Source organism: Methylomarinum sp. Ch1-1 (assembly GCF_030717995.2).
Lineage (GTDB): Bacteria > Pseudomonadota > Gammaproteobacteria > Methylococcales > Methylomonadaceae > Methylomarinum > Methylomarinum roseum.
The window spans coordinates 3,847,238-3,866,069 of sequence record NZ_CP157743.1 but is presented as its reverse complement, the minus strand read 5'-3'; the positions used below and the strand labels follow the sequence as shown (position 1 = coordinate 3,866,069).

16 protein-coding genes are annotated in these 18,832 nt (G+C 48.9%); 9 read left to right on the top strand and 7 right to left on the bottom strand.

The genetic code is table 11. From position 1 onward, the window contains the following. The first annotated feature begins 500 nt into the window (after positions 1-500). Together Q9L42_RS17650 and Q9L42_RS17645 are read left to right on the top strand one after the other, a co-directional pair. Positions 501-866: a Thivi_2564 family membrane protein gene (locus tag Q9L42_RS17650; protein WP_305907110.1), complete on the top strand. Its 366-nt coding sequence runs from the start codon at positions 501-503 to the stop codon at positions 864-866. A gap of 87 nt (positions 867-953) precedes the next feature. Beyond that, positions 954-1,151 carry a lmo0937 family membrane protein gene (locus Q9L42_RS17645; protein WP_349432766.1) on the top strand — a complete coding sequence of 66 codons (198 nt, stop codon included), beginning with the start codon at positions 954-956 and terminating at the stop codon, positions 1,149-1,151. Positions 1,152-1,652: 501 nt separating this feature from the next. Here the strand turns inward: Q9L42_RS17645 and Q9L42_RS17640 are convergent. The 3 genes from Q9L42_RS17640 to nagZ form a co-directional block, all read right to left on the bottom strand. Next, entirely contained in the window at positions 1,653-2,390 is a 738-nt protein-coding gene (locus tag Q9L42_RS17640) for an S-methyl-5'-thioinosine phosphorylase (RefSeq protein ID WP_349431518.1), read from the bottom strand. Beyond that, positions 2,387-2,932, bottom strand: coding sequence for a hypoxanthine-guanine phosphoribosyltransferase (locus tag Q9L42_RS17635; RefSeq protein ID WP_305907112.1), 546 nt, complete (start codon positions 2,930-2,932; stop codon positions 2,387-2,389). The genes Q9L42_RS17640 and Q9L42_RS17635 overlap by 4 nt, the downstream gene beginning before the upstream one ends. Before the next feature lie 261 nt (positions 2,933-3,193). Further along, positions 3,194-4,201 (bottom strand): beta-N-acetylhexosaminidase, encoded by a 1,008-nt coding sequence (gene nagZ, locus Q9L42_RS17630; protein WP_305907113.1) that lies wholly within the window; start codon positions 4,199-4,201, stop codon positions 3,194-3,196. 1,300 nt (positions 4,202-5,501) lie between these two features. On the opposite strand from nagZ, the gene Q9L42_RS17625 reads away from it, so the two are divergent. The 4 genes from Q9L42_RS17625 to Q9L42_RS17610 all read left to right on the top strand — a co-directional run bounded on the left by Q9L42_RS17625 (position 5,502) and on the right by Q9L42_RS17610 (position 10,791). Beyond that, the gene (locus tag Q9L42_RS17625) at positions 5,502-6,908 is read left to right on the top strand and encodes a CpaF family protein (protein ID WP_349431517.1); all 1,407 of its coding nucleotides are present in this window, start codon (positions 5,502-5,504) and stop codon (positions 6,906-6,908) included. Positions 6,909-6,919: 11 nt separating this feature from the next. Further along, the gene (locus Q9L42_RS17620) at positions 6,920-7,894 is read left to right on the top strand and encodes a type II secretion system F family protein (RefSeq protein WP_305907114.1); all 975 of its coding nucleotides are present in this window, start codon (positions 6,920-6,922) and stop codon (positions 7,892-7,894) included. A gap of 8 nt (positions 7,895-7,902) precedes the next feature. Continuing rightward, positions 7,903-8,874: a type II secretion system F family protein gene (locus tag Q9L42_RS17615; protein ID WP_305907115.1), complete on the top strand. Its 972-nt coding sequence runs from the start codon at positions 7,903-7,905 to the stop codon at positions 8,872-8,874. A gap of 108 nt (positions 8,875-8,982) precedes the next feature. Further along, entirely contained in the window at positions 8,983-10,791 is a 1,809-nt protein-coding gene (locus Q9L42_RS17610) for a tetratricopeptide repeat protein (RefSeq protein ID WP_349431516.1), read from the top strand. Positions 10,792-11,236: 445 nt separating this feature from the next. Here Q9L42_RS17610 and Q9L42_RS17605 read toward each other — a convergent pair whose 3' ends face one another. The 3 genes from Q9L42_RS17605 to Q9L42_RS17595 form a co-directional block, all read right to left on the bottom strand. After that, positions 11,237-12,496, bottom strand: a complete 1,260-nt coding sequence (locus Q9L42_RS17605; RefSeq protein ID WP_432648835.1) for an IS4 family transposase — start codon at positions 12,494-12,496, stop codon at positions 11,237-11,239. Positions 12,497-12,730: 234 nt separating this feature from the next. Then, positions 12,731-14,050, bottom strand: a complete 1,320-nt coding sequence (locus tag Q9L42_RS17600; RefSeq protein ID WP_305907120.1) for an IS4 family transposase — start codon at positions 14,048-14,050, stop codon at positions 12,731-12,733. A gap of 36 nt (positions 14,051-14,086) precedes the next feature. Continuing rightward, complete coding sequence (locus Q9L42_RS17595) at positions 14,087-14,587, bottom strand: creatininase family protein (RefSeq protein ID WP_305907121.1); 501 nt, start codon at positions 14,585-14,587, stop codon at positions 14,087-14,089. A gap of 269 nt (positions 14,588-14,856) precedes the next feature. On the opposite strand from Q9L42_RS17595, the gene Q9L42_RS17590 reads away from it, so the two are divergent. Both Q9L42_RS17590 and Q9L42_RS17585 read left to right on the top strand, forming a co-directional pair. Then, positions 14,857-16,041 (top strand): acyltransferase family protein, encoded by a 1,185-nt coding sequence (locus Q9L42_RS17590; protein ID WP_305907123.1) that lies wholly within the window; start codon positions 14,857-14,859, stop codon positions 16,039-16,041. Between the two features lie 70 nt (positions 16,042-16,111). Continuing rightward, on the top strand, positions 16,112-16,291 hold the full coding sequence (locus Q9L42_RS17585; RefSeq protein WP_305907124.1) for a hypothetical protein: 180 nt from the start codon (positions 16,112-16,114) through the stop codon (positions 16,289-16,291). 154 nt (positions 16,292-16,445) lie between these two features. Here Q9L42_RS17585 and Q9L42_RS17580 read toward each other — a convergent pair whose 3' ends face one another. Beyond that, positions 16,446-17,459, bottom strand: coding sequence for an IS110 family transposase (locus Q9L42_RS17580; protein WP_305907125.1), 1,014 nt, complete (start codon positions 17,457-17,459; stop codon positions 16,446-16,448). Positions 17,460-17,773: 314 nt separating this feature from the next. On the opposite strand from Q9L42_RS17580, the gene Q9L42_RS17575 reads away from it, so the two are divergent. Then, positions 17,774-18,676: an IS4 family transposase gene (locus Q9L42_RS17575; protein WP_432648858.1), complete on the top strand. Its 903-nt coding sequence runs from the start codon at positions 17,774-17,776 to the stop codon at positions 18,674-18,676. Positions 18,677-18,832: the final 156 nt, after the last annotated feature.

Below are 18,832 nucleotides of genomic sequence, written 5' to 3'. Positions count from 1 at the left end.
CGCGAAAAGAGCCATTCGGCCCGAGGGCGGGCCTCCTACGGGCAGACTTTGGCGGAGCCGCGGCGCAAGTAGTCCGCATATCGCTATGCGAAATGCGGGTCAACGAGGTCCTGAACGATTCAGCCGTGACTAGCGTAAGTTAAACGTTTGGGGCGGGTTAAATAACCCGCCCCGCCCAGCCCCCCCTAAAGCAATATGAGGTTATCGCTTTAGTGAGTCGATCAATCACAAAGTAGGCGCACGCGTATTTTTATTTGAGCTTGGAGAAGTAAACCATGGCTAGGCGACGAGAACAAAGGCGACGTGTTAGGCTCGATCATCCGGGAGGTGACGAAGCGCTCATCCGTTTCGAGTTGTTTAGCAACGAACGGAGGACAAGCAGTTGCATCAGGTGCGGGTGGTGCTGGGTTAATCATTTGGCATGATTTCTTGTTCCGTGCGCCGCCGCGATTCGATCTTGGGTATGGAAGTATACATCAATCATTTTTTTGGAGAAAACTATGGATTTAATTTCACTTGTGGTAGTACTTATCGTCGTCGGTGTGCTGCTGTGGCTGGTCAACAGCTACCTCCCGATGGAGGCGCGCATCAAGAATATTCTGAACATCGTAGTGATCATCGCGGTAGTGCTGTGGCTGCTGCGCGTATTCGGTGTCTTGGGACTGGTCCCGAATGCATTGCTTTCAATAGTGGTGTCCCTGGCCGTTGTCGGTTTGCTGTTGTGGCTGGTCAACAGCTATATCCCCATGGATGCGCGCATCAAGCAGATTCTGAACGTCGTAGTGATTATCGTGGTGGTTTTGTGGCTTCTGAGTGCTTTTGGCGTGTTGAGTGGAATTCCGAGGTTTAATATCGGAAATCCGTAGCCTTGATCTCAGTCGGAGGGCTTTCATAAGGTTTCATTTCGGAAGCCCTCTTTGGCCAGTGTTTGGTCGGCGGCAGCGCTGCCGGTTATGAAATGCAAATGCCGTCAATGGACGGCCCCTTACGGAGAAGCAATCATGCTTGAAACGCTAGCAATCCTCTTGATTATCCTTTGGCTGCTTGGTTTGGTCTCGTCGTACACGCTGGGGGGATTCATTCACATTCTGTTGGTCATTGCCGTCATCGTGATTGTGCTTCGCATCATTCGAGGTCGAAGGCCCATGTAGTAGAAGTCATAGAATGACAAGAGGCAGCAAAGTATTTGGATCGAGTAAGTGAATGCGATTTCACAATCCCGCTATTATCAATTGCATAGAACCTTGATGATGCCGGAATTTCCTCATGATGGATTGGTTTTCGCCGTTAGCTGACGAAAAGTGGTCATAGGAAGGTCTCTATGGCTTCCTTCAATTCTGGGCGGGGCGGGTTATTCATTCCGCTATCGAACATAAGATTGCAATCAGTGATACACAATCGTAAGGTGGATTCGCCGTCAGGCAATCCGCCTGGATACGCACAATGCCAAATTTGTCGCCGGAGGCGGGCTGTGGTGGCTTGCTTCGCGAAGCCACCCTACACGAAGCCGCCCTACGTTGGTGACATGGGCATCGCAGCCGTAGGGTGGATTCGCCGCCAGGCAATCCGCCTGGATATGCACAATGCCAAATTTGTCGCCGGAGGAGGGCTGTGGTGGCTTGCTTCGCGAAGCCACCCTACACGAAGCCGCCCTACGATGCGCTGATTAAACAATTGAGCAAATTCAATACATCGCTCATGCCGGCTTCAAGATGTTGTGCGATTTCCTCCATGCTGATTTCACCCGCGCCTTTACCGGCCGCCCAGTTGGCGACGACAGCCAAGGCGGCGTAATCGATACCCAATTCTCTGGCCAAGGCCGCCTCGGGCATGCCGGTCATGCCGACCAGGTCGCAGCCGTCTCGCTCCATCCTCAGGATTTCGGCGCTGGTTTCCAGTCTTGGGCCCTGGGTGCAGCCGTAGGTGCCTGTGCTGACGATAGAAATTGCCGCACTGTCCGCCGCGCTCAACAGCTGCTGACGTAACGAGGGCGTGTAGGGATGGGTGAAATCGATATGCGTTACTTCATCCAGATCGTCGGCAAAAAAAGTCTGCTCTCTCCCGTAACTGTAATCGATCAACTGGTCGGGAATGGCGATGCGAGCCGGCGCCATATCGGCCGTGATTCCGCCGACCGCGGCGACGGCGACGATTTTCGTCACCCCCAAATCTTTTAGGCCCCAGATATTGGCGCGGTAATTGATCTTATGCGGCGGTATCGTATGAGGGTGGCCGTGCCTGGCCAGAAATATGATTTGTTGGCCGTTCAGTTCACCGGTGACATAATCCGCCGAAGGGTCGCCGTAAGGCGTCGTCAGTGTTTGTCGTCCGGTAATGTTCAGTTCACTGAGTTGCGTCAGGCCGGTGCCGCCGATAATCGCCAGTGTCATGAGGACTCCTTGCAGGCGTAAATGCCCGCCGCATTTCTGAGATAACCCTTGTAATCCATGCCGTAGCCGAATAGATAATGGTCTTCGACTTCCAGGCCGACAAAATCGGCGCTAATCGGCTTTGCTTGTTCCAATTTCTTGTCGATCAGCACCGCGGTGTATATCGAGCTAGCGCCTTGTTGCTGACAAAATTCGAACAATGCCTCCATCGTGTAGCCTTCATCGAGGATGTCGTCGACAATCAGCACCGTGCGGTCTTTTAATGGCGTGGCCGGTTTTAACAACCATTTGATTTCGCCGCCTCTGATTTCGTCTCGGTAGCGACTGGCGTTGATCGCATCGACGGTCAACGGAAAATTTAGCCGAGTCAACAGCTTGCCGGTGGTGACCAGGCCGCCGTTCATCGCGCAAAGCAACACCGGATTGCGATCGCCGAGCATCGTATTGATCTCCGTCGCCATGTTGTCGATGGCTTGTTCCACTTCCTCTTCGCTGTGCAATAGCAAGGCGGTTTGTTGTACTTGTTTGATTTCGTTAAGCATAAGTGATTGGTAATAAGTTCAGTTGTATAAGCCGTCATCCATGATAACTGGATTCCGGCAATCCATGCCGGAATGACGAAGCTCCTAAGACCGTCTGATTTTTTTCTAGGCGCTTAGACATTTAAAAATTGGTAACTGCTCGCCCCACTTATCGAACGCGGCAGGGTATGTAGGGTGGATAAGCCTGAATGGCGCATCCACCTAAGATTCCGACCCGGTGGATGCGCTCCGCTTATCCACCCTACGAATGGGGGTGAGCAGTTACAAAAATTGTTTGATTTGGGCGGAAACTTGTCGCCATTGCGGCGAGGCGAGTAATTGCTCTCGATTCATTGTCGACTTGCCGCGCATATTGTTCAGTCTGGCGTTGCGGGTCGGATCGTTGTTAATCGGCAGGTTTTCCAGAACCTGGTCGGCCGCTTGCGGATTATTGCACACCAATATCATGTCGCAACCCGCTTGTTGGGCCAGGCGGGCGCGCTCCGGAAAATCGCCGACGCTGGCGGCGCCTTCCATGCTTAGGTCATCGCTGAAGACGACGCCGTTGAAATGCAATTCATCGCGTAAGATTTGCTGTATCCAGGTGTGGGAAAAGCCGGCCGGCAAATCATCGACAGCCGGATAAACCACATGGGCCGGCATCACCGCCTCAAGGCCTTCCGCAATCAATTGCCGGAAAGGCAGCAGGTCCTTGGCGCGGATCGTTGCCAGATCGCGTTCATCGATCGGCAAGGCCAGGTGGGAATCCAGCGCGACGGCGCCATGGCCGGGGAAATGTTTGCCGGTCGCCGCCATGCCGGCCTTGCGCATGCCTTTGCGGAAGTCTCCGGCATATTGCGCGGCCAAACGGCTGTCCTGCGAAAATGAGCGGTCGCCAATGATTTCGCTGATGCCGCAATCGATATCCAGCACCGGAGCGAAACTGAAATCCACGCCCACCGCCAATAATTCCATCGCCATTAGCCAGCCGGCCGGCTCGGCCAGTTCCGGTTTATCGGCATAATGACGGGCCGCGGGCAGGCGGGTGAAACCGTTTTGAAAGCGCTGCACCCGACCGCCTTCCTGGTCGACGGCGATTAAAATGTCTCCGTCGCGGCTGTCGCGTATGGCTTTGATCAGTTCGGTGACTTGCTCTGGGGACTCGTAGTTGCGCGAAAACAGGATGACCGCCCCGGTATTGGGATGGCTGATTTTTTCCCGCTCATACGCAGAGAGAGTGACTCCCTCGATATCAAGCATGACCGGGCCTATGGATTGTTGTGATGACATAACGGTTATTTATTTTTTATCAGTGCATATTTTACTGAAGTTTTCGCACTAAAAATTGAAAAAATCATCTGCCGTCGTATTTCATTTACCTGGGCGGCAATTGTGGATGTGCAAGCGATGAAATTTTATCCGATATTCAATAGGGAGGCGATCCATCCCCTAAAACCCTCATCGTTATACACATCTTGTCTCGACATCGCGTTGAGCCTCATGCGCAATGACGTCGGAGTAAAAAAGCTTGAGCTTTTTTAAGCAAAAGCTCAAGCTTTTGCACTCCCAGGAGCATTCCGGCACAGAGCGCAGGCATGCTTGTGAGGACATCCATAAACATTCAATCCCATCAATCTCCAACGGAACGCTCACTCTTTACGCCGATCGGAATACATCTTATCAATCAATCCTGTGACAATATAGAAAGCGCATTGGTTTTTTGACTTATGTATAACGATGAGCCTAAAACCTCGTATAGGTGGAAGGAGGTGGTCTCGGCGCACGTTCATTTAATTGAGCAATCTTTAGCGCCATGTTGCTTTCATTGCTATACTCTGAAATACAAATCAGATAAGGAAATTCGACTCCGTAGACGAAAAACTTCAATAGATCATGAAATTGATTATAAGGTGTGTACTTCCTTGAGGCCCATCGTTTACACAAATTGCGGGATGTTTTAAATTTGTGTAGCTTGGGCTGAATAAAATGAAGCCTCAACACATTGAGGCGCGCCGGAAATATTGGGTTTCGCTATCGCTCAGTCCACCTGCGATATGCTTGCGTATAACGGCAAGTCCTTAAGGATTTAAGTAACTACTTATCCCTATTCGTAGGGTGGATAAGCGGAGCGCATCCACCGGGTCGGCACCTTTGGTGGATGCGCCCTTCAGGCTTATCCACCCTACATGCCCGACGCATTCGATAAGTGGGCGAGCAATTACGGATTTATAGTGGCTTTGTTGCTAAACGAGTCTGCGGCTCCATATCATCGATGTTTGGAAATAAAACAACGCGGTGATCTACGGGCTTTGTTAGGGGGGGGGCGAACCGGAACGATTGTTTTGATTCGCCACAGTGGATGAAAATGCAGGAGCAAAAATCTGAGAACCTGAGAAGCCTAGCGAAACAGGAACGGGTGAAAAGAAAGTGATAATAATATGAACGTCTATAATGAATATATTAAAACGCTTCGTTTATTTTTAAATGTATCCAGATTTAAAATTGCTTGTCTGATCTTAAATATAAATGGCCTGAGGATGCTAGATTTTAGAGAAGATGAAGTTATTAATAATTTGAATGGAGCAACATCGTGAATTTAAAAGGTCGTATACAAAAAAATCTCAAACAACATGCTCAGATAGCCACCACCCAGGAATCTGCAGAGAAATCTTCAACACCGCAGGAGGAAGGCAGGCCGTCCTTGAAATTTGATTTGTTAACGGCCAAGGAATTTGATTTTAAGGAAAGTATTCATGACAGATTAATGGATATATTGGATCTGTCTTTGATCGTGAAAATGCCTGACGAGGATGCGCGTAAGCAGATCAGTGAAATTACCCGGCGCTTGATCGATGAGGAGCCGGTACCCATTGCCGCGCAACGACGGCAACTGATTGTCAATGAGGTCATTAACGATATTCTCGGCTTAGGGCCGCTGGAACACTTGTTATATGAACCGTCGATAGCCGATATTCTGGTCAATGGCCACAATTCCATATATATAGAACGTTTTGGCACGTTAGAAAAAACCCCCGTTACCTTTAAAGATGACGAGCATTTATTAAAAATTATCGACCGAATCGTCACCCAGGTCGGGCGCCGAATAGACGAGTCATCGCCGTTGGTCGATGCGCGCTTGAAGGATGGCTCTAGGGTGAATGCAATTATTCCGCCGTTGGCCATCGACGGCCCCTCATTATCCATTCGTCGTTTTACCCAGGATAAAATGCAATTAGAAGACATGGTGGCGATCGGCAGTTTGAGCGAGGCGATGGCCGAGGTGTTCGCCAATATGTTGAAAGTCAGGCTGAATATTATCGTCTCTGGCGGGACGGGCACCGGTAAGACGACCATGCTCAACGCGCTTTCAAACAACATTCCTAAAAAAGAACGGGTGGTGACGATCGAAGACTCCGCCGAATTACAGCTCCGGATGGACAATCTGGTGCGTCTGGAAACGAGGCCGGCGAATATCGAAGGCAAAGGCGAAGTCAATCAGCGCGACTTGGTCAAGAATGCCTTGAGGATGCGGCCGGACCGAATCATCCTCGGCGAGGTCAGGGGCGAGGAATCGTTCGATATGCTGCAGGCGATGAATACCGGGCATGATGGTTCGTTGACGACGGTGCACGCCAACTCGCCTCGGGATGCGCTGGCGCGGGTGGAGAATATGGTGACGATGGCGGGCTTCGACTTACCGGTCAAGACCATCCGCTCGCAAATTTCATCGGCCATCAATGTGGTGATTCAGTTGGAGCGCATGGAAGACGGCAAGCGGCGAGTCGTCAGTGTCAGCGAAATCAACAGCATGGAAGGGGACATCATCACGATGTCGGAAATATTCAGATTTGAACGCACGGGACTCGATGAACATGGCAATGTCCTCGGTAATTTTATTTCTACCGGTATAGTGCCGAGATTCCATGAGCGGATGAAAAAACGCGGCATGAATGTCAGCATGGACGTTTATAGCGATCAGAGTATGCAGACTATTTAAGGCAAAAAATTATGGATCAAAAGACGTTAATTATCTTCTTGCTGCTGATTGCCGGCGCGGTGTTCTTATTGTCGCAGCTTATTTTAGTGCCCTCGTTTGGCACGCGCTCCGTCGAAAGTCGCTTGATTAAAAGGCGCCTGAAGAATATGACCGAGGCGGGGCGGGCTGGAGAGTATTCGCTGGTTCGGAAAAAATATTTACGCGAATTATCGACGCTGGAACGCATACTGGAGAGCCTGCCGGGAACGGATCGGGTTCAGGATTTGTTGGAGCAGGCGGGTAAAACCTATCCCGCTTATCGGGTGATACTCGCGATGATTGGGTTGGCGATTATCGTCGGGATCATTACCTGGATTTTTACAACCAATATCATTGCCGCTCCGCTGGCGGGTTTATTCGCCGGCTTCGTGCCCTATATGAAGTTAAAAAGCGATCGCAAAAAACGCTTGGATTTGTTCGAAGAACAGTTGCCGGAGGCGTTGGACATGATGACCCGGGCCTTGCGGGCCGGTTATCCCTTCAATGAAGCGATGCATTATATCGCAGAGGAAATGGAAGAGCCTATCGCACATGAATTCGGCATTACCTTTGAAGAAATCAATTATGGCCGCGATGTCAGACAGGCGTTTAACTATTTGTTGATGCGGGTGCCGAGCACCAATCTGGTGGCGGCGACCACCGCCATTCTGATTCAGCGGGAAACCGGCGGCAACTTAGCCGAATTGCTCGGCAAAATCAGCGGCATACTGCGGCAACGTTTCCGATTTCAACGACGCGTGAAAACGATTACCGCAGAGTCGAGAATGTCGGCCTGGGTGCTGTCGCTGTTGCCTTTCTTTGTGTTTCTGGTGATTACCTTAAGAACACCTGATTATGTCAAGCCGTTATTCGATACAGAGATGGGGAACCTTATCTTGGGCGGAGGACTGGTGTTGCAGGTGATCGGCGCCTTGTGGGTCAGGAAACAGATCAATTTTGATATTTAGGCGGGATTATGGGGCAAATTACACAATTTTTTGAACAGCTGACGCAATTCATCATCGGCGTCACCGGCGACCCGGTGATCGGTCGTTACGTGGTGATCGGCTTGTTCGCCTTGTCGGTTTTCGCACTGGTGTTGGCTTTTTATTTTTTAATCTTTGGCATGTACAACCCGGTCAGGACCAGGCTGCATGCCGTTACCGGCACCCAGCAAGAAGGCCACTTTTTCCGCAATACCACCGAGCAGCTCGGGGGGTATTTTGTCATCAGGGACAGAGCCGGCGAGAAAATGTCTTACGATCGCGAGCGATTGTTGCATGCCGGTTATCATAAAAAGAACAGCCTTTCGCATTACTACGGCGTCAAGATTCTATTGACATTATTTTTGCCGGTGCTTGTGTTTGTCGTGTGTTCTTTTTTTCCGAAAATTCAAGGCAATGTTCTATTGATGATGGTGGCGGCGGGTTTCATGTTGGGTTTCATCGGCCCCAGCTTTTATCTGGACAACAAGGTAAATGCCCGTCAACGCATCATTCGCAATTCCTTTCCGGATGTGGTCGATCAGTTGATTGTATGCACCGAGGCAGGGTTGGGGCTGGATGCCGGCTTGCAAAGGGTCGCCAGGGATTCGGCGCTGAGCAATGAAGAGATGGGCTATGAGTTAGGACTGGTGAATGCCGAATTGCGCGCCGGTGTCGATAGAGAGCGGGCCTTGAGAAACCTGGTGAGCAGAACCGGGGTAGAGGATATCCGGGGATTGGTTTCCGCCCTGTCGCAAAGCATGCGCTTCGGCACCAGCATCGGCGATACCTTGCGGGTCTTCGCCGATGAACTGAGAGATAAGCGGATGCAAAAAGCCGAAGAAGAGGCCGCGAAACTGGCGGTCAAGATGCTGTTTCCGCTGGCGTTTTGTTTTTTTCCCGGGATTTTTATCGTAATTCTCGGGCCGGCCGTTATTTCTATCTACAAAGCCCTGGGGATTTAGGCTTAAATTGACCTTATGATAAACATCAATAAATTTTGCCTGTTTGCCATCGTTGCCGTTGCAATGGCGGGTTGTACGCAAAACGTCCGTCATCCTCCCGAAGCCGGTTTGAAAAAATCAGGCGATATATTAACGCTGTTGGACCCGGAAACCAAGACCGAACAACAGGCATTGGCAAAGGCGGAAAATGCGCTTAGGGAAGGCAACACAGAAGTCGCGCGTTTTTATTTTGCCAAGGCCTTACAGTTCAATAACAAAAATGTCCATGCGCTGGAGCAAATCGCGGCGATACATGGACGTAACGGAAATCATGAGTTAGCGGCTAAAATTTACAAACAAATTTTAGCGATCGATAGCTCGAATCAATCGGCTAATGAAAAACTCGGTCTTTATGCCTTAAAAAATGGCCGGGTGGAGAGCGCCAAACAATTTTTATCCAAGGCGGTGCTAAAAACCGATACACACTGGCGATCCCATAATGGTTTAGGCATCATCGCCGACTTGGACAAAGACTATGTTTCGGCAATTTATCATTATCAGGCGGCCTTGAACGTTCAGCCGAATAATCCGCTATTGTTGAATAATCTTGGCTATTCCTATTATCTTTCCGGAAATCTTGCCAAAGCCAAAGAGTTTTTCAATTATGCGTTGAGGTTCGATCATCAGTATGAAAGAGCCATTCACAATCTGGCCTTGATCGAGATCAAGCATAACGCCTTTGCCAATGCCTATGCATTGTTTAACCGTGTCATGAAGCCTTATGAGGCGTGGAATAATATCGGTTATCTCTGCATGATCAATGAGCAATATGGCCCCGCGGAAAAGTTCCTGCGAAGGGCGATTAGCGAATCCCCGGTTTATTTTCCCAAGGCGCATGAAAACTTGAAGACCCTGGTGTCTTTAAAAAAAAGCCTAAAAGAGAATAGCGATCAAATTTCATCCACCAGCGATTCGTTGTCTAAACAGCAGAATGTTCAGGTTGTTACCGGGACAGCTCATAAGCGTAGCGCTGGTAAAAGCAAAGCCAAGGCGGTGAGCGCAAGGAAAGAAGTTGTTTCTTTAAAAATGTTGAAGAAAGAAAAACTTCCGGCTAATAAAAAGCCTGTCAAATCCACGGTAAAGACGCTAACAACACAATCGTCAATCAAGGAAACAGTAAGTCAGCGCTCGGTTGAAGTAGGGGCTAAGCAAATATCCGCGGAGAAAAAAAGCGATGATTCACCGGTAACAAAATCACCCCAGCCTCTACCTGCTTCAGCGATAAAACAGGCGCAAGCCCAGTCAGTCCCGGACATACCGGTAAAGAGTGGCGAGTCAACGACTAATGCCGTTGGCAAGGATAGTGATTTAGAAAATAAGTCACAAAAGACGCAGGCGGCCCCGGTGAAAAAAATAAATAATGAAATGATAGCGGAAGCAGAGTATGAAAAATCGGCGGATGGGCTCAATGAGGAGGCGTTGAACAGCGATAGTGTTAGCAAACAAGAGAGTTCTTCGGTTCCCGGCATAACAGGCAAAAGCAGTGCGCATAAAAAAGAGAACCGGATTAGTAAAGCCGAAAATCAGGAGCCAACAACGGTCGAAAGGCCGATAATAGAACGTGACCATGATCGACAGGCTGCGCCAGTGAATGAAGCTGAAGCGAAAAATTCGACGAGCGAGTCTGTCGCTCCTGATTCGGCGCCGAATCCGCTGATTAAACCCGAAATAGTTCAGTTTAGTTCCACGACGAAAAATTCAGAATCCCAGGCGACGGAAGCAAAGCAAGATAAAGAAGAGTTGGAGAGGGGGTTGACCAGTGATTCAGCACAAGCAGGTCCAGTTGAAAACATGGCTATGGGCGATAAAAAGGCCGTATCGATCAAGGCGAAGCCAATAGCGCAGGATAAGCAAGAGAGCGTAAAACTTACGGAATAGAATAAATGGAACAGAGAGTTGGTATTCTAAGAATCATGTAGGAGCGGCGCCCTCGCCGCGAACAAATAAACGGGAAAATTCGCTCTTCCCTGACGGAAAAGCGAATTTATGAAGTTTTTAATACAAAGACTTGACGCCTTTTAATTTATTCCTCTTCTGATTTTCCGAGTCTTACATAAATCAAGCCTAACTCGCAAGCAATTACGACTAAAATAAGTGATTCTAGACTTATGTTCATATTGCAGACCTCAATTTTATTATTAAAAGGAAATTTAATTAAAGCATGTTGATTAAAATAGGTCAAAAAAAATCAAGGAAAGAGTGAATTAGATAATAAAATGTCGATATTTTGGCCGCGAGAATTAATATTACTTAATTCTAAAGGAATAAGTTTTTAAATTGTCGCTGACATAGAAGTGGTCTAGGCCACACGATTACCCACATCTCACCCCGAAGCGAAAACAGCCTTTCCAATCTCCAGGCCAACGGCATAATGCCTCACTTTTTCCATCCCTTCCCAAATCGCCTTAGGGCCGGGTTGACCATCGCTCTTTCGCCCCAGAAAACCACCAAAACCGGCAATAATCCGGATCATGTCGTTTAACGACGGTGTCGTTTCGGGTGGCTGACTGCGATGCTTGACAATCCAGGCCGCTTGCCATTCTTCGGGGTCGAACACCACATCACAAGGTAAATCGGGGCACTGTTGCCCCAATGTGACAACGTGTAATATACGCCAAGCAATGATCAAATAAATCATCAAAGCGCGTTGCAACCGGTCAATTTCAGACAATTGCAACTTTTCGACTCGGCAACCGGTTTTGAGAATCCGAAAGAAGATTTCAATCAACCATCGACGCCGATACCAATCGACCTGTTCCGCCGCCTGTTCCAAGGTGTCTATCAACCGGTTGGTGAGCAAGCGCCAAACAATCGGTTCAACGCCTTCTGGCGGATTGTCTTCTTGCGCTAAAATGATCGTGACCGATAAGTCGGAATCCGTTTTGCGTTTGCGTTTCAACGTCACTCGTTGTGCGTAGAGGCTTTGCCTGACCTGACGCGCTTTGCGCTCACCATTCGCTTCCAGGGTAAACTCAATTTGACCCAGCGGCGAACTCGCCGCTACGCTATCCCACAGCTTATCGTCTTCATCGGCCAGCTTGCGGTTGTGTCGCGCCCGGATTAAATAATCGGCGGCATGGTGACGACGCTGGGCTTCTTCCAGCAAGTCTCTCAGGTCGCCCTCTCGATCCGCCACATAAACAAAACGCGTGCCGGGTGTTTGTTCGGCCAGGTCGGCAAGCCTGCCATAGCCTTCTATCCAACGCAGACTCTCTTTGATGTCCGGTTCATCCTTCGGTTTGCGCGACCACATCCAGGCGTCGGTTACCCCCAGTGCTTGACCGTCTGGCGTCACGAGCAAGGTGGGATGCACATAAAAACCTTGTCGCGCTTCGTAGTTTAAGCGACCCAACCCGGCAATTCCCGGTTGACTACTGAAGTCCAATTCGGTCGTATCTTGAAGGCCCAACACAACGGGATGGGCTTGCGCTCTTTCCAGGCTACGATCCGCATGTCCTTTGAGAATATCCAAAGGCTCAATCGCTTCATTACCCAGCAAACGATAGGCGGCCTTCGTTTCGCCCCAACCCATCGCCGCTAATGGCAAACTCGCCTGTGGTTGTACGGCTAATTGCTCTGTCAATTTGATCAACCTATTCGTTCTCCGTGCATCGCCCAAATCGACGCCCCCAATTCCTGTGCTACCCAACTCATCTTAATTCAGACAAAAACATCTATTTTATCGAATGTTTCCAATTTGTGGGTAATCGTGTGGGTCTAGGCTTACAGGGTTACTATTTTGGCTTTACGAATCGATTAACTTTAGCTAATGACTCTTTTCTCGTATCTGTTTTACCGCATCCCTTTATACATAAACCTAGGTTTCCCTCACAGCGCGTATTCCCATGGCGAAGTCCATGACACGCTGCAATCCTTGCCAGAGTGATTTGGCGCCAGGCTCACCATCGCCTTTGCGCCCCAAGAATCCACCAAAACTCGCAATCAGTCGAATCGCTTCATTGAGCTTGGGTGGATCTGGTGGCAAGGGTTTACGGGCCACTAACCAAGCCGCTTGCCATTCTTCTCGATCAAACACCACTTCGCAGTCCAACTCCGGACATTCCCGCCCTAAGCGCATCAAGTAACCAATTCGCCAGGCAATAATCATAAACAAAGCCAATGCCAATTCGATCCGTGAAATGGCCGATAACTGCAAGGCTTCCACTTGGCAGCCGTTCTTGAGGATATTAAAGAACATTTCAATCTCCCAACGGCAGCGATACCAGTCCACATATTCTGCCGCTTCGGATAGCGTGTTCGCGGCACGGTTCGTCAGCAATCGCCATTCCAAGGGCTTTTCACCCGCCGGCGGATCGATTTCTTTGGCTAAAATCGCGGTCGCCTCGAACGTTCCTCCATTTTCGGCGGGAAAACTGATGCGCAGTGTTCGCATCTGTTGGACAATCTTTCGCCCTTGGCGGCCAGCGCGTGGTGGTAGGTAAAAACTCAGCTCGCCGAGGGTATCGGTTTTGGCGACTTTATCCCATAGCTTGTCCGTTTCTCCGGTCAACTTACGGTTATGCTTCGCTCGAATCAGCCAATCCGCCGGATTGCCAAGCGCATCCGCTCGTTGCATTAAAGCCAAGATATCGGCCTCTCGATCCGCCACGTACACCAAGCGGGTCTCCGGCAACTCGGTCGCTCGTTCGGCTATCCGTTCGTAGCCCTCGATCCAGCGTAAACTCTCCAAAATACCGGGGCGTTCACCTTGTTCATCTTTCGCTTCGCGCGCCCACATCCAAGCATCCAGGACGCCTAAGGGTAAACGCTCTGGCGTCACCGCATAGGTCGGATGCACATACATTCCGCGTTGCGCTTCATACGATAACGGGCCCAACCCTTGCGTTTGGCGACCGTTGAAATCCAACTCCGTGGTATCTTGTAAACATAACACCACCGGTTGCGCACGCATCCGCGTGAACGAGCAGTCTATATGCGGCTGCAGAATATCGCGCCAATCGATCTCTTCTTGAGCAAAGAAGCGATAGGCGGCTATGGTTTCCGCCCAGCCGCCACAGGCCCCAGGAATACTGGTCGCCGGCTTTGCGGCAAACTGTTGAAGCAGTTTGATTGAACGTGCATTCAACCGTTGATCTCCAAGATCGATCCGTGATAATTCTTCCTTTGCCCATCCCATGGTGATTCACTGCTCCTCATGCAAAAAATTAAAAATTCAGATCATACCGTTTTTAGTGACTTGTGTATAACGGGATGGTTTTACCGCGGCCTCTACTTTAAGTTTTAATAAATACCGTCCTAAAATCGCATTCGCTTTGCTTGCATCGCCATTAGCTCCGGTTTTAAGGAAAGTCGACTGAGAATAATCCTGCAATGCGAACGTTCTAACTCCGTCCGGAAAAATAGCCAAAAGCTCTGAGGTGTCTCGAATGCCTGCATGGCCGCCTATTTGTTTTGCCGAAAAGCCATGATTGCTTAGGTATTCAATTTGATGATTATTGTTATAGTAATCATCAATGTGTAAGACGCGAATGTCTTCTTTTTGCCATAATGCATTTAATTTAGCCGCTACTAGCGCTTGCATCGGCTGATTGCCGCCGCTATCTCCAATAAAAGCTATCGTTTTAAAACCATGTTGTTTCAAGCTTCTTACCGTAAATTCAAGCGTTTGCGAAAAAACCTTATCCGATACCGATAATGTTCCGGAAAAACGCATATGCTCATCGGGAGGGGGGTGGTACGGAAACATTGAAAATTTAGCCGTTACAGTAAGAGGTAAAATTATATATCCATCTGTGAAAAAATGTCACTCCGACTAAGGATTATCTGCTGTCAATTGACTTTTTGACAACGGGGAGGACACAGGAATTCTGGATATAAAGTCATATTTGGACTTTGGTCTTTTCGCGATACTCAAGGATTGCAATTCATTCAACCGAGTTCGTGTGTCATTTGACACCATAGAGTGGGATTTAAGAACAGACCTTGATCCAGAGTTTGTATGCAACAAAAGCCAGTGTTCGGTCGCGCAATAAGGCACCGCAGCCGACGCGAAAAAGCCGAGCGGCTGAGCGAGACGTTAAACATCAAAGAAGCGGGGTACTGTATTTGAAATCATCAACAGGAAAATATTATATTGGACTAGACCATGTGAGAGCTCTTGCTGCTTTTATGGTATTTACATGGCACTTCATCCATGTAAATAATGGTCATAATGCTCCACCGCCGACATTTCCATTGTCGCTATTAACAGAAGGGCATACTGGAGTAGCCTTATTTATGGCTTTGAGTGGTTATTTGTTTGCAAAGCTATTGGATGGAAAAAGTATTATATATACTCAGTTCATATGGAATCGCTTTTTACGTCTTGCCCCTCTGCTATTAATTATAATATTCATTGTTGGGCTAAAAAATTATTTCGCGGGTCAGGATATATACTCTTATGCAAAAAGTATTTTGGCTGGATTTATAAGGCCTTTGCTACCGAATGGCGGCTGGTCAATCACTGCCGAGTTTCACTTCTATTTGATTTTTCCGCTTCTGTTATTTTTGACTAGTAGATGGAAATATTCTCTGCTGCTTGTTCTTATGCTTGCTGTTACTATGAGAGCTTTTCTCCATCATGAACTTGGTCAAATACAAACTCTTTCATACTGGACAATCATAGGTCGTGTCGATCAATTCGTATTAGGTATTTTAGCCTTTCAATTCAGGAATAGTATTGCCAACAAACACCTTGTAGTATTTTTCTGTTTTTTTATATTTGCATACTTCTATTGGTACTTTGACTCTATGGGTGGGTTCTATAAAAGTCCTTCATATCCATCTCCAAGCTCAATATGGATTTACATGCCAACGATTGAGGGCTTTACTTATGCTTTGTTAATCGCCTGGTATGATAATTCTTTTAGACACTCTACTGGGAAAATATCGCGGTTTATTGCTCTCATTGGGACATATTCATATTCAATATATTTACTTCATTTTTTTGTTGTGTTCCGAATGTCAAAAGCAATTAATGCTCATATTATTGATCTATCTAATATTAACTTAGCTATACTATTTTCTATTTTATGTTTTCTAGTGATGGTGCCAATTGGTTATATCAGTTATAGATTTATTGAAACACCTTTCTTACGTTTTCGCAAAGTATATTGTCGCTCTCTGTAAGAACCTAGCATAAAGCCAGCAATTCCCATATATGGACTCCTCTCCAATTGCAAGCCAAGATTGTTCAAAAATGATGTTTCCAACAGAGATCGAGATTGCCGCCATCCATATATTCGGCCTCTTGATGAAGGTATTTATCGACCTTCGGGCCCTGATGAAGCTATCCGCGCGCTTTTATCTCTATCAATTTGCCGATTTCAAGAAATCTTTGGGAATAACGGATTTTAAAAGCGCCGGTCTGACCTGTTGAATGTCATCACTTTGAGAGTCTTGCCTCCGCAATTTGGTTGAACTCGTTTACTACAGTGTTGTTAGGGTTATCCACGCTTTGTCCACATGCGTAGAGCCCTTCAATCGTGCTCGGAGCTTGTGGGCAAAGGGTGGATAACCCGGTTTTCATCGGCTTAGGCCATTTGTGGCACGTAATCGCCGCCACGCGTTGCCAGCGCCCAAATGATCCGGGCGTTCTTGTTGGCCAAAGCCACGGCCGCTTTGTTGAAGCCTCGCCGTTCAATCAAGCCTTTGAGCCACAGGCTCAAGGGGTCACTCTTGTCACCGCAGTATTTCAGCACCGCTCTTGCCCCGTGAATCAAGGATGTGCGCAATTGGCGGTTGCCGCGTTTACTGATGCCCAGTAATACCTGCTTATCGCCGCTGCTGTGCTGCCTTGGCACCACGCCCAAGCTAGCTGCATAATCTCGGCTCGAATCATAACCCTTGCCATCGCCGACGTCAGCCGTGGCCAAAATGGCGGTCAAAGGACCGATACCCGGTATGTCAAGCAATCGTCGGGCTAAGGCATTGTTTTGGCATACTGCCGTAATTTCCCGGTCCAGAGCCCGGATCGCTTCGTCCAAGGCTTTCAGCGCTTGATACTGCTCGGCAAACAGCTTCCGGCTCAGCGTGCTGAGGTCATTTTCCCCGTCCTCCAGAATACTGGGCAGTTGTTTTCTGAACTGATTCACGCTACGCGGCAGCACGATGCCTCGTTCAGCCAGATAACCGCGCATTTGATTGACCAAGGCCGTGCGTTCGTCCACCTTACCTCGCCGGACACCTTGCAGCATGGCTAAGTCTTGCTGCTCAATGCCTTTGATCGCCACGCTGCGTTTGTTCGGCTGGCAGGCCGCCGTGTAAATCGCCTCGGCGTCGTTGTAATCGTTTTTATTGCCAACCACGAATGCCTTCACGAAGCGAGTATTCAACAGCACTACTTCGTGGCCCAGGGCCTGAAATGCCCGGGCCCAATAATGGGCACCGCCGCAGGCTTCCATCGCGATCACGCTCACCGGCATCTGAGCCACAAAGGCCAACAGTTCCGACCGTTTCAATTTCTTTTTCTTTGCTTTGCCGTCTTGCATCATGAACATATGAAACACTAGTTTTGCAATATCTAAACCCACTACGTTAAGATTCATCTCGAACTCCTCTTTGCTCTGTTTAATTTATTGTAGGTGCATTGTGACACCGTTGGAGGGTGGAGAGGAGTCCATGTCATCAGTTTGGCGTTCAAAAAGGGCATGGGGTGTGTTTGGCGAGGATGTCGGCAGCAAGGATGCTGCCGTCAAGCCCCCAGGGATGGGTATACGGCGCTCCTCGACGGACACACCCCATGCCCTAAACACAGCAAAAATGCTCAAACTGAGAATTGCTGGCATAAAGCATCCCGTTATACACAAGTCACTAAAAACGGTATGATCTGAATTTTTTGCATGAGGAGCAGTGAATCACCATGGGATGGGCAAAGGAAGAATTATCACGGATCGATCTTGGAGATCAACGGTTGAATGCACGTTCAATCAAACTGCTTCAACAGTTTGCCGCAAAGCCGGCGGCCAGTATTCCTGGGGCCTGTGGCGGCTGGGCGGAAACCATAGCCGCCTATCGCTTCTTTGCTCAAGAAGAGATCGATTGGCGCGATATTCTGCAGCCGCATATAGACTGCTCGTTCACGCGGATGCGTGCGCAACCGGTGGTGTTATGTTTACAAGATACCACGGAGTTGGATTTCAACGGTCGCCAAACGCAAGGGTTGGGCCCGTTATCGTATGAAGCGCAACGCGGAATGTATGTGCATCCGACCTATGCGGTGACGCCAGAGCGTTTACCCTTAGGCGTCCTGGATGCTTGGATGTGGGCGCGCGAAGCGAAAGATGAACAAGGTGAACGCCCCGGTATTTTGGAGAGTTTACGCTGGATCGAGGGCTACGAACGGATAGCCGAACGAGCGACCGAGTTGCCGGAGACCCGCTTGGTGTACGTGGCGGATCGAGAGGCCGATATCTTGGCTTTAATGCAACGAGCGGATGCGCTTGGCAATCCGGCGGATTGGCTGATTCGAGCGAAGCATAACCGTAAGTTGACCGGAGAAACGGACAAGCTATGGGATAAAGTCGCCAAAACCGATACCCTCGGCGAGCTGAGTTTTTACCTACCACCACGCGCTGGCCGCCAAGGGCGAAAGATTGTCCAACAGATGCGAACACTGCGCATCAGTTTTCCCGCCGAAAATGGAGGAACGTTCGAGGCGACCGCGATTTTAGCCAAAGAAGTCGATCCGCCGGCGGGTGAAAAGCCCTTGGAATGGCGATTGCTGACGAACCGTGCCGCGAACGTAAGCGTTCACGGGGTTTAATACCAACATGACGTACACAGCTAAAACAGAAGCATCAATATATTGAATTTGAAGCTGTCTTTTGAACCTTGAAACTTGTTTCCTAGTAATTAAACCTCATGTAAATCAATCAGTTAATCCCGGGAGCGGTAACTTCTCAAAAAGTCGAGGCAACTT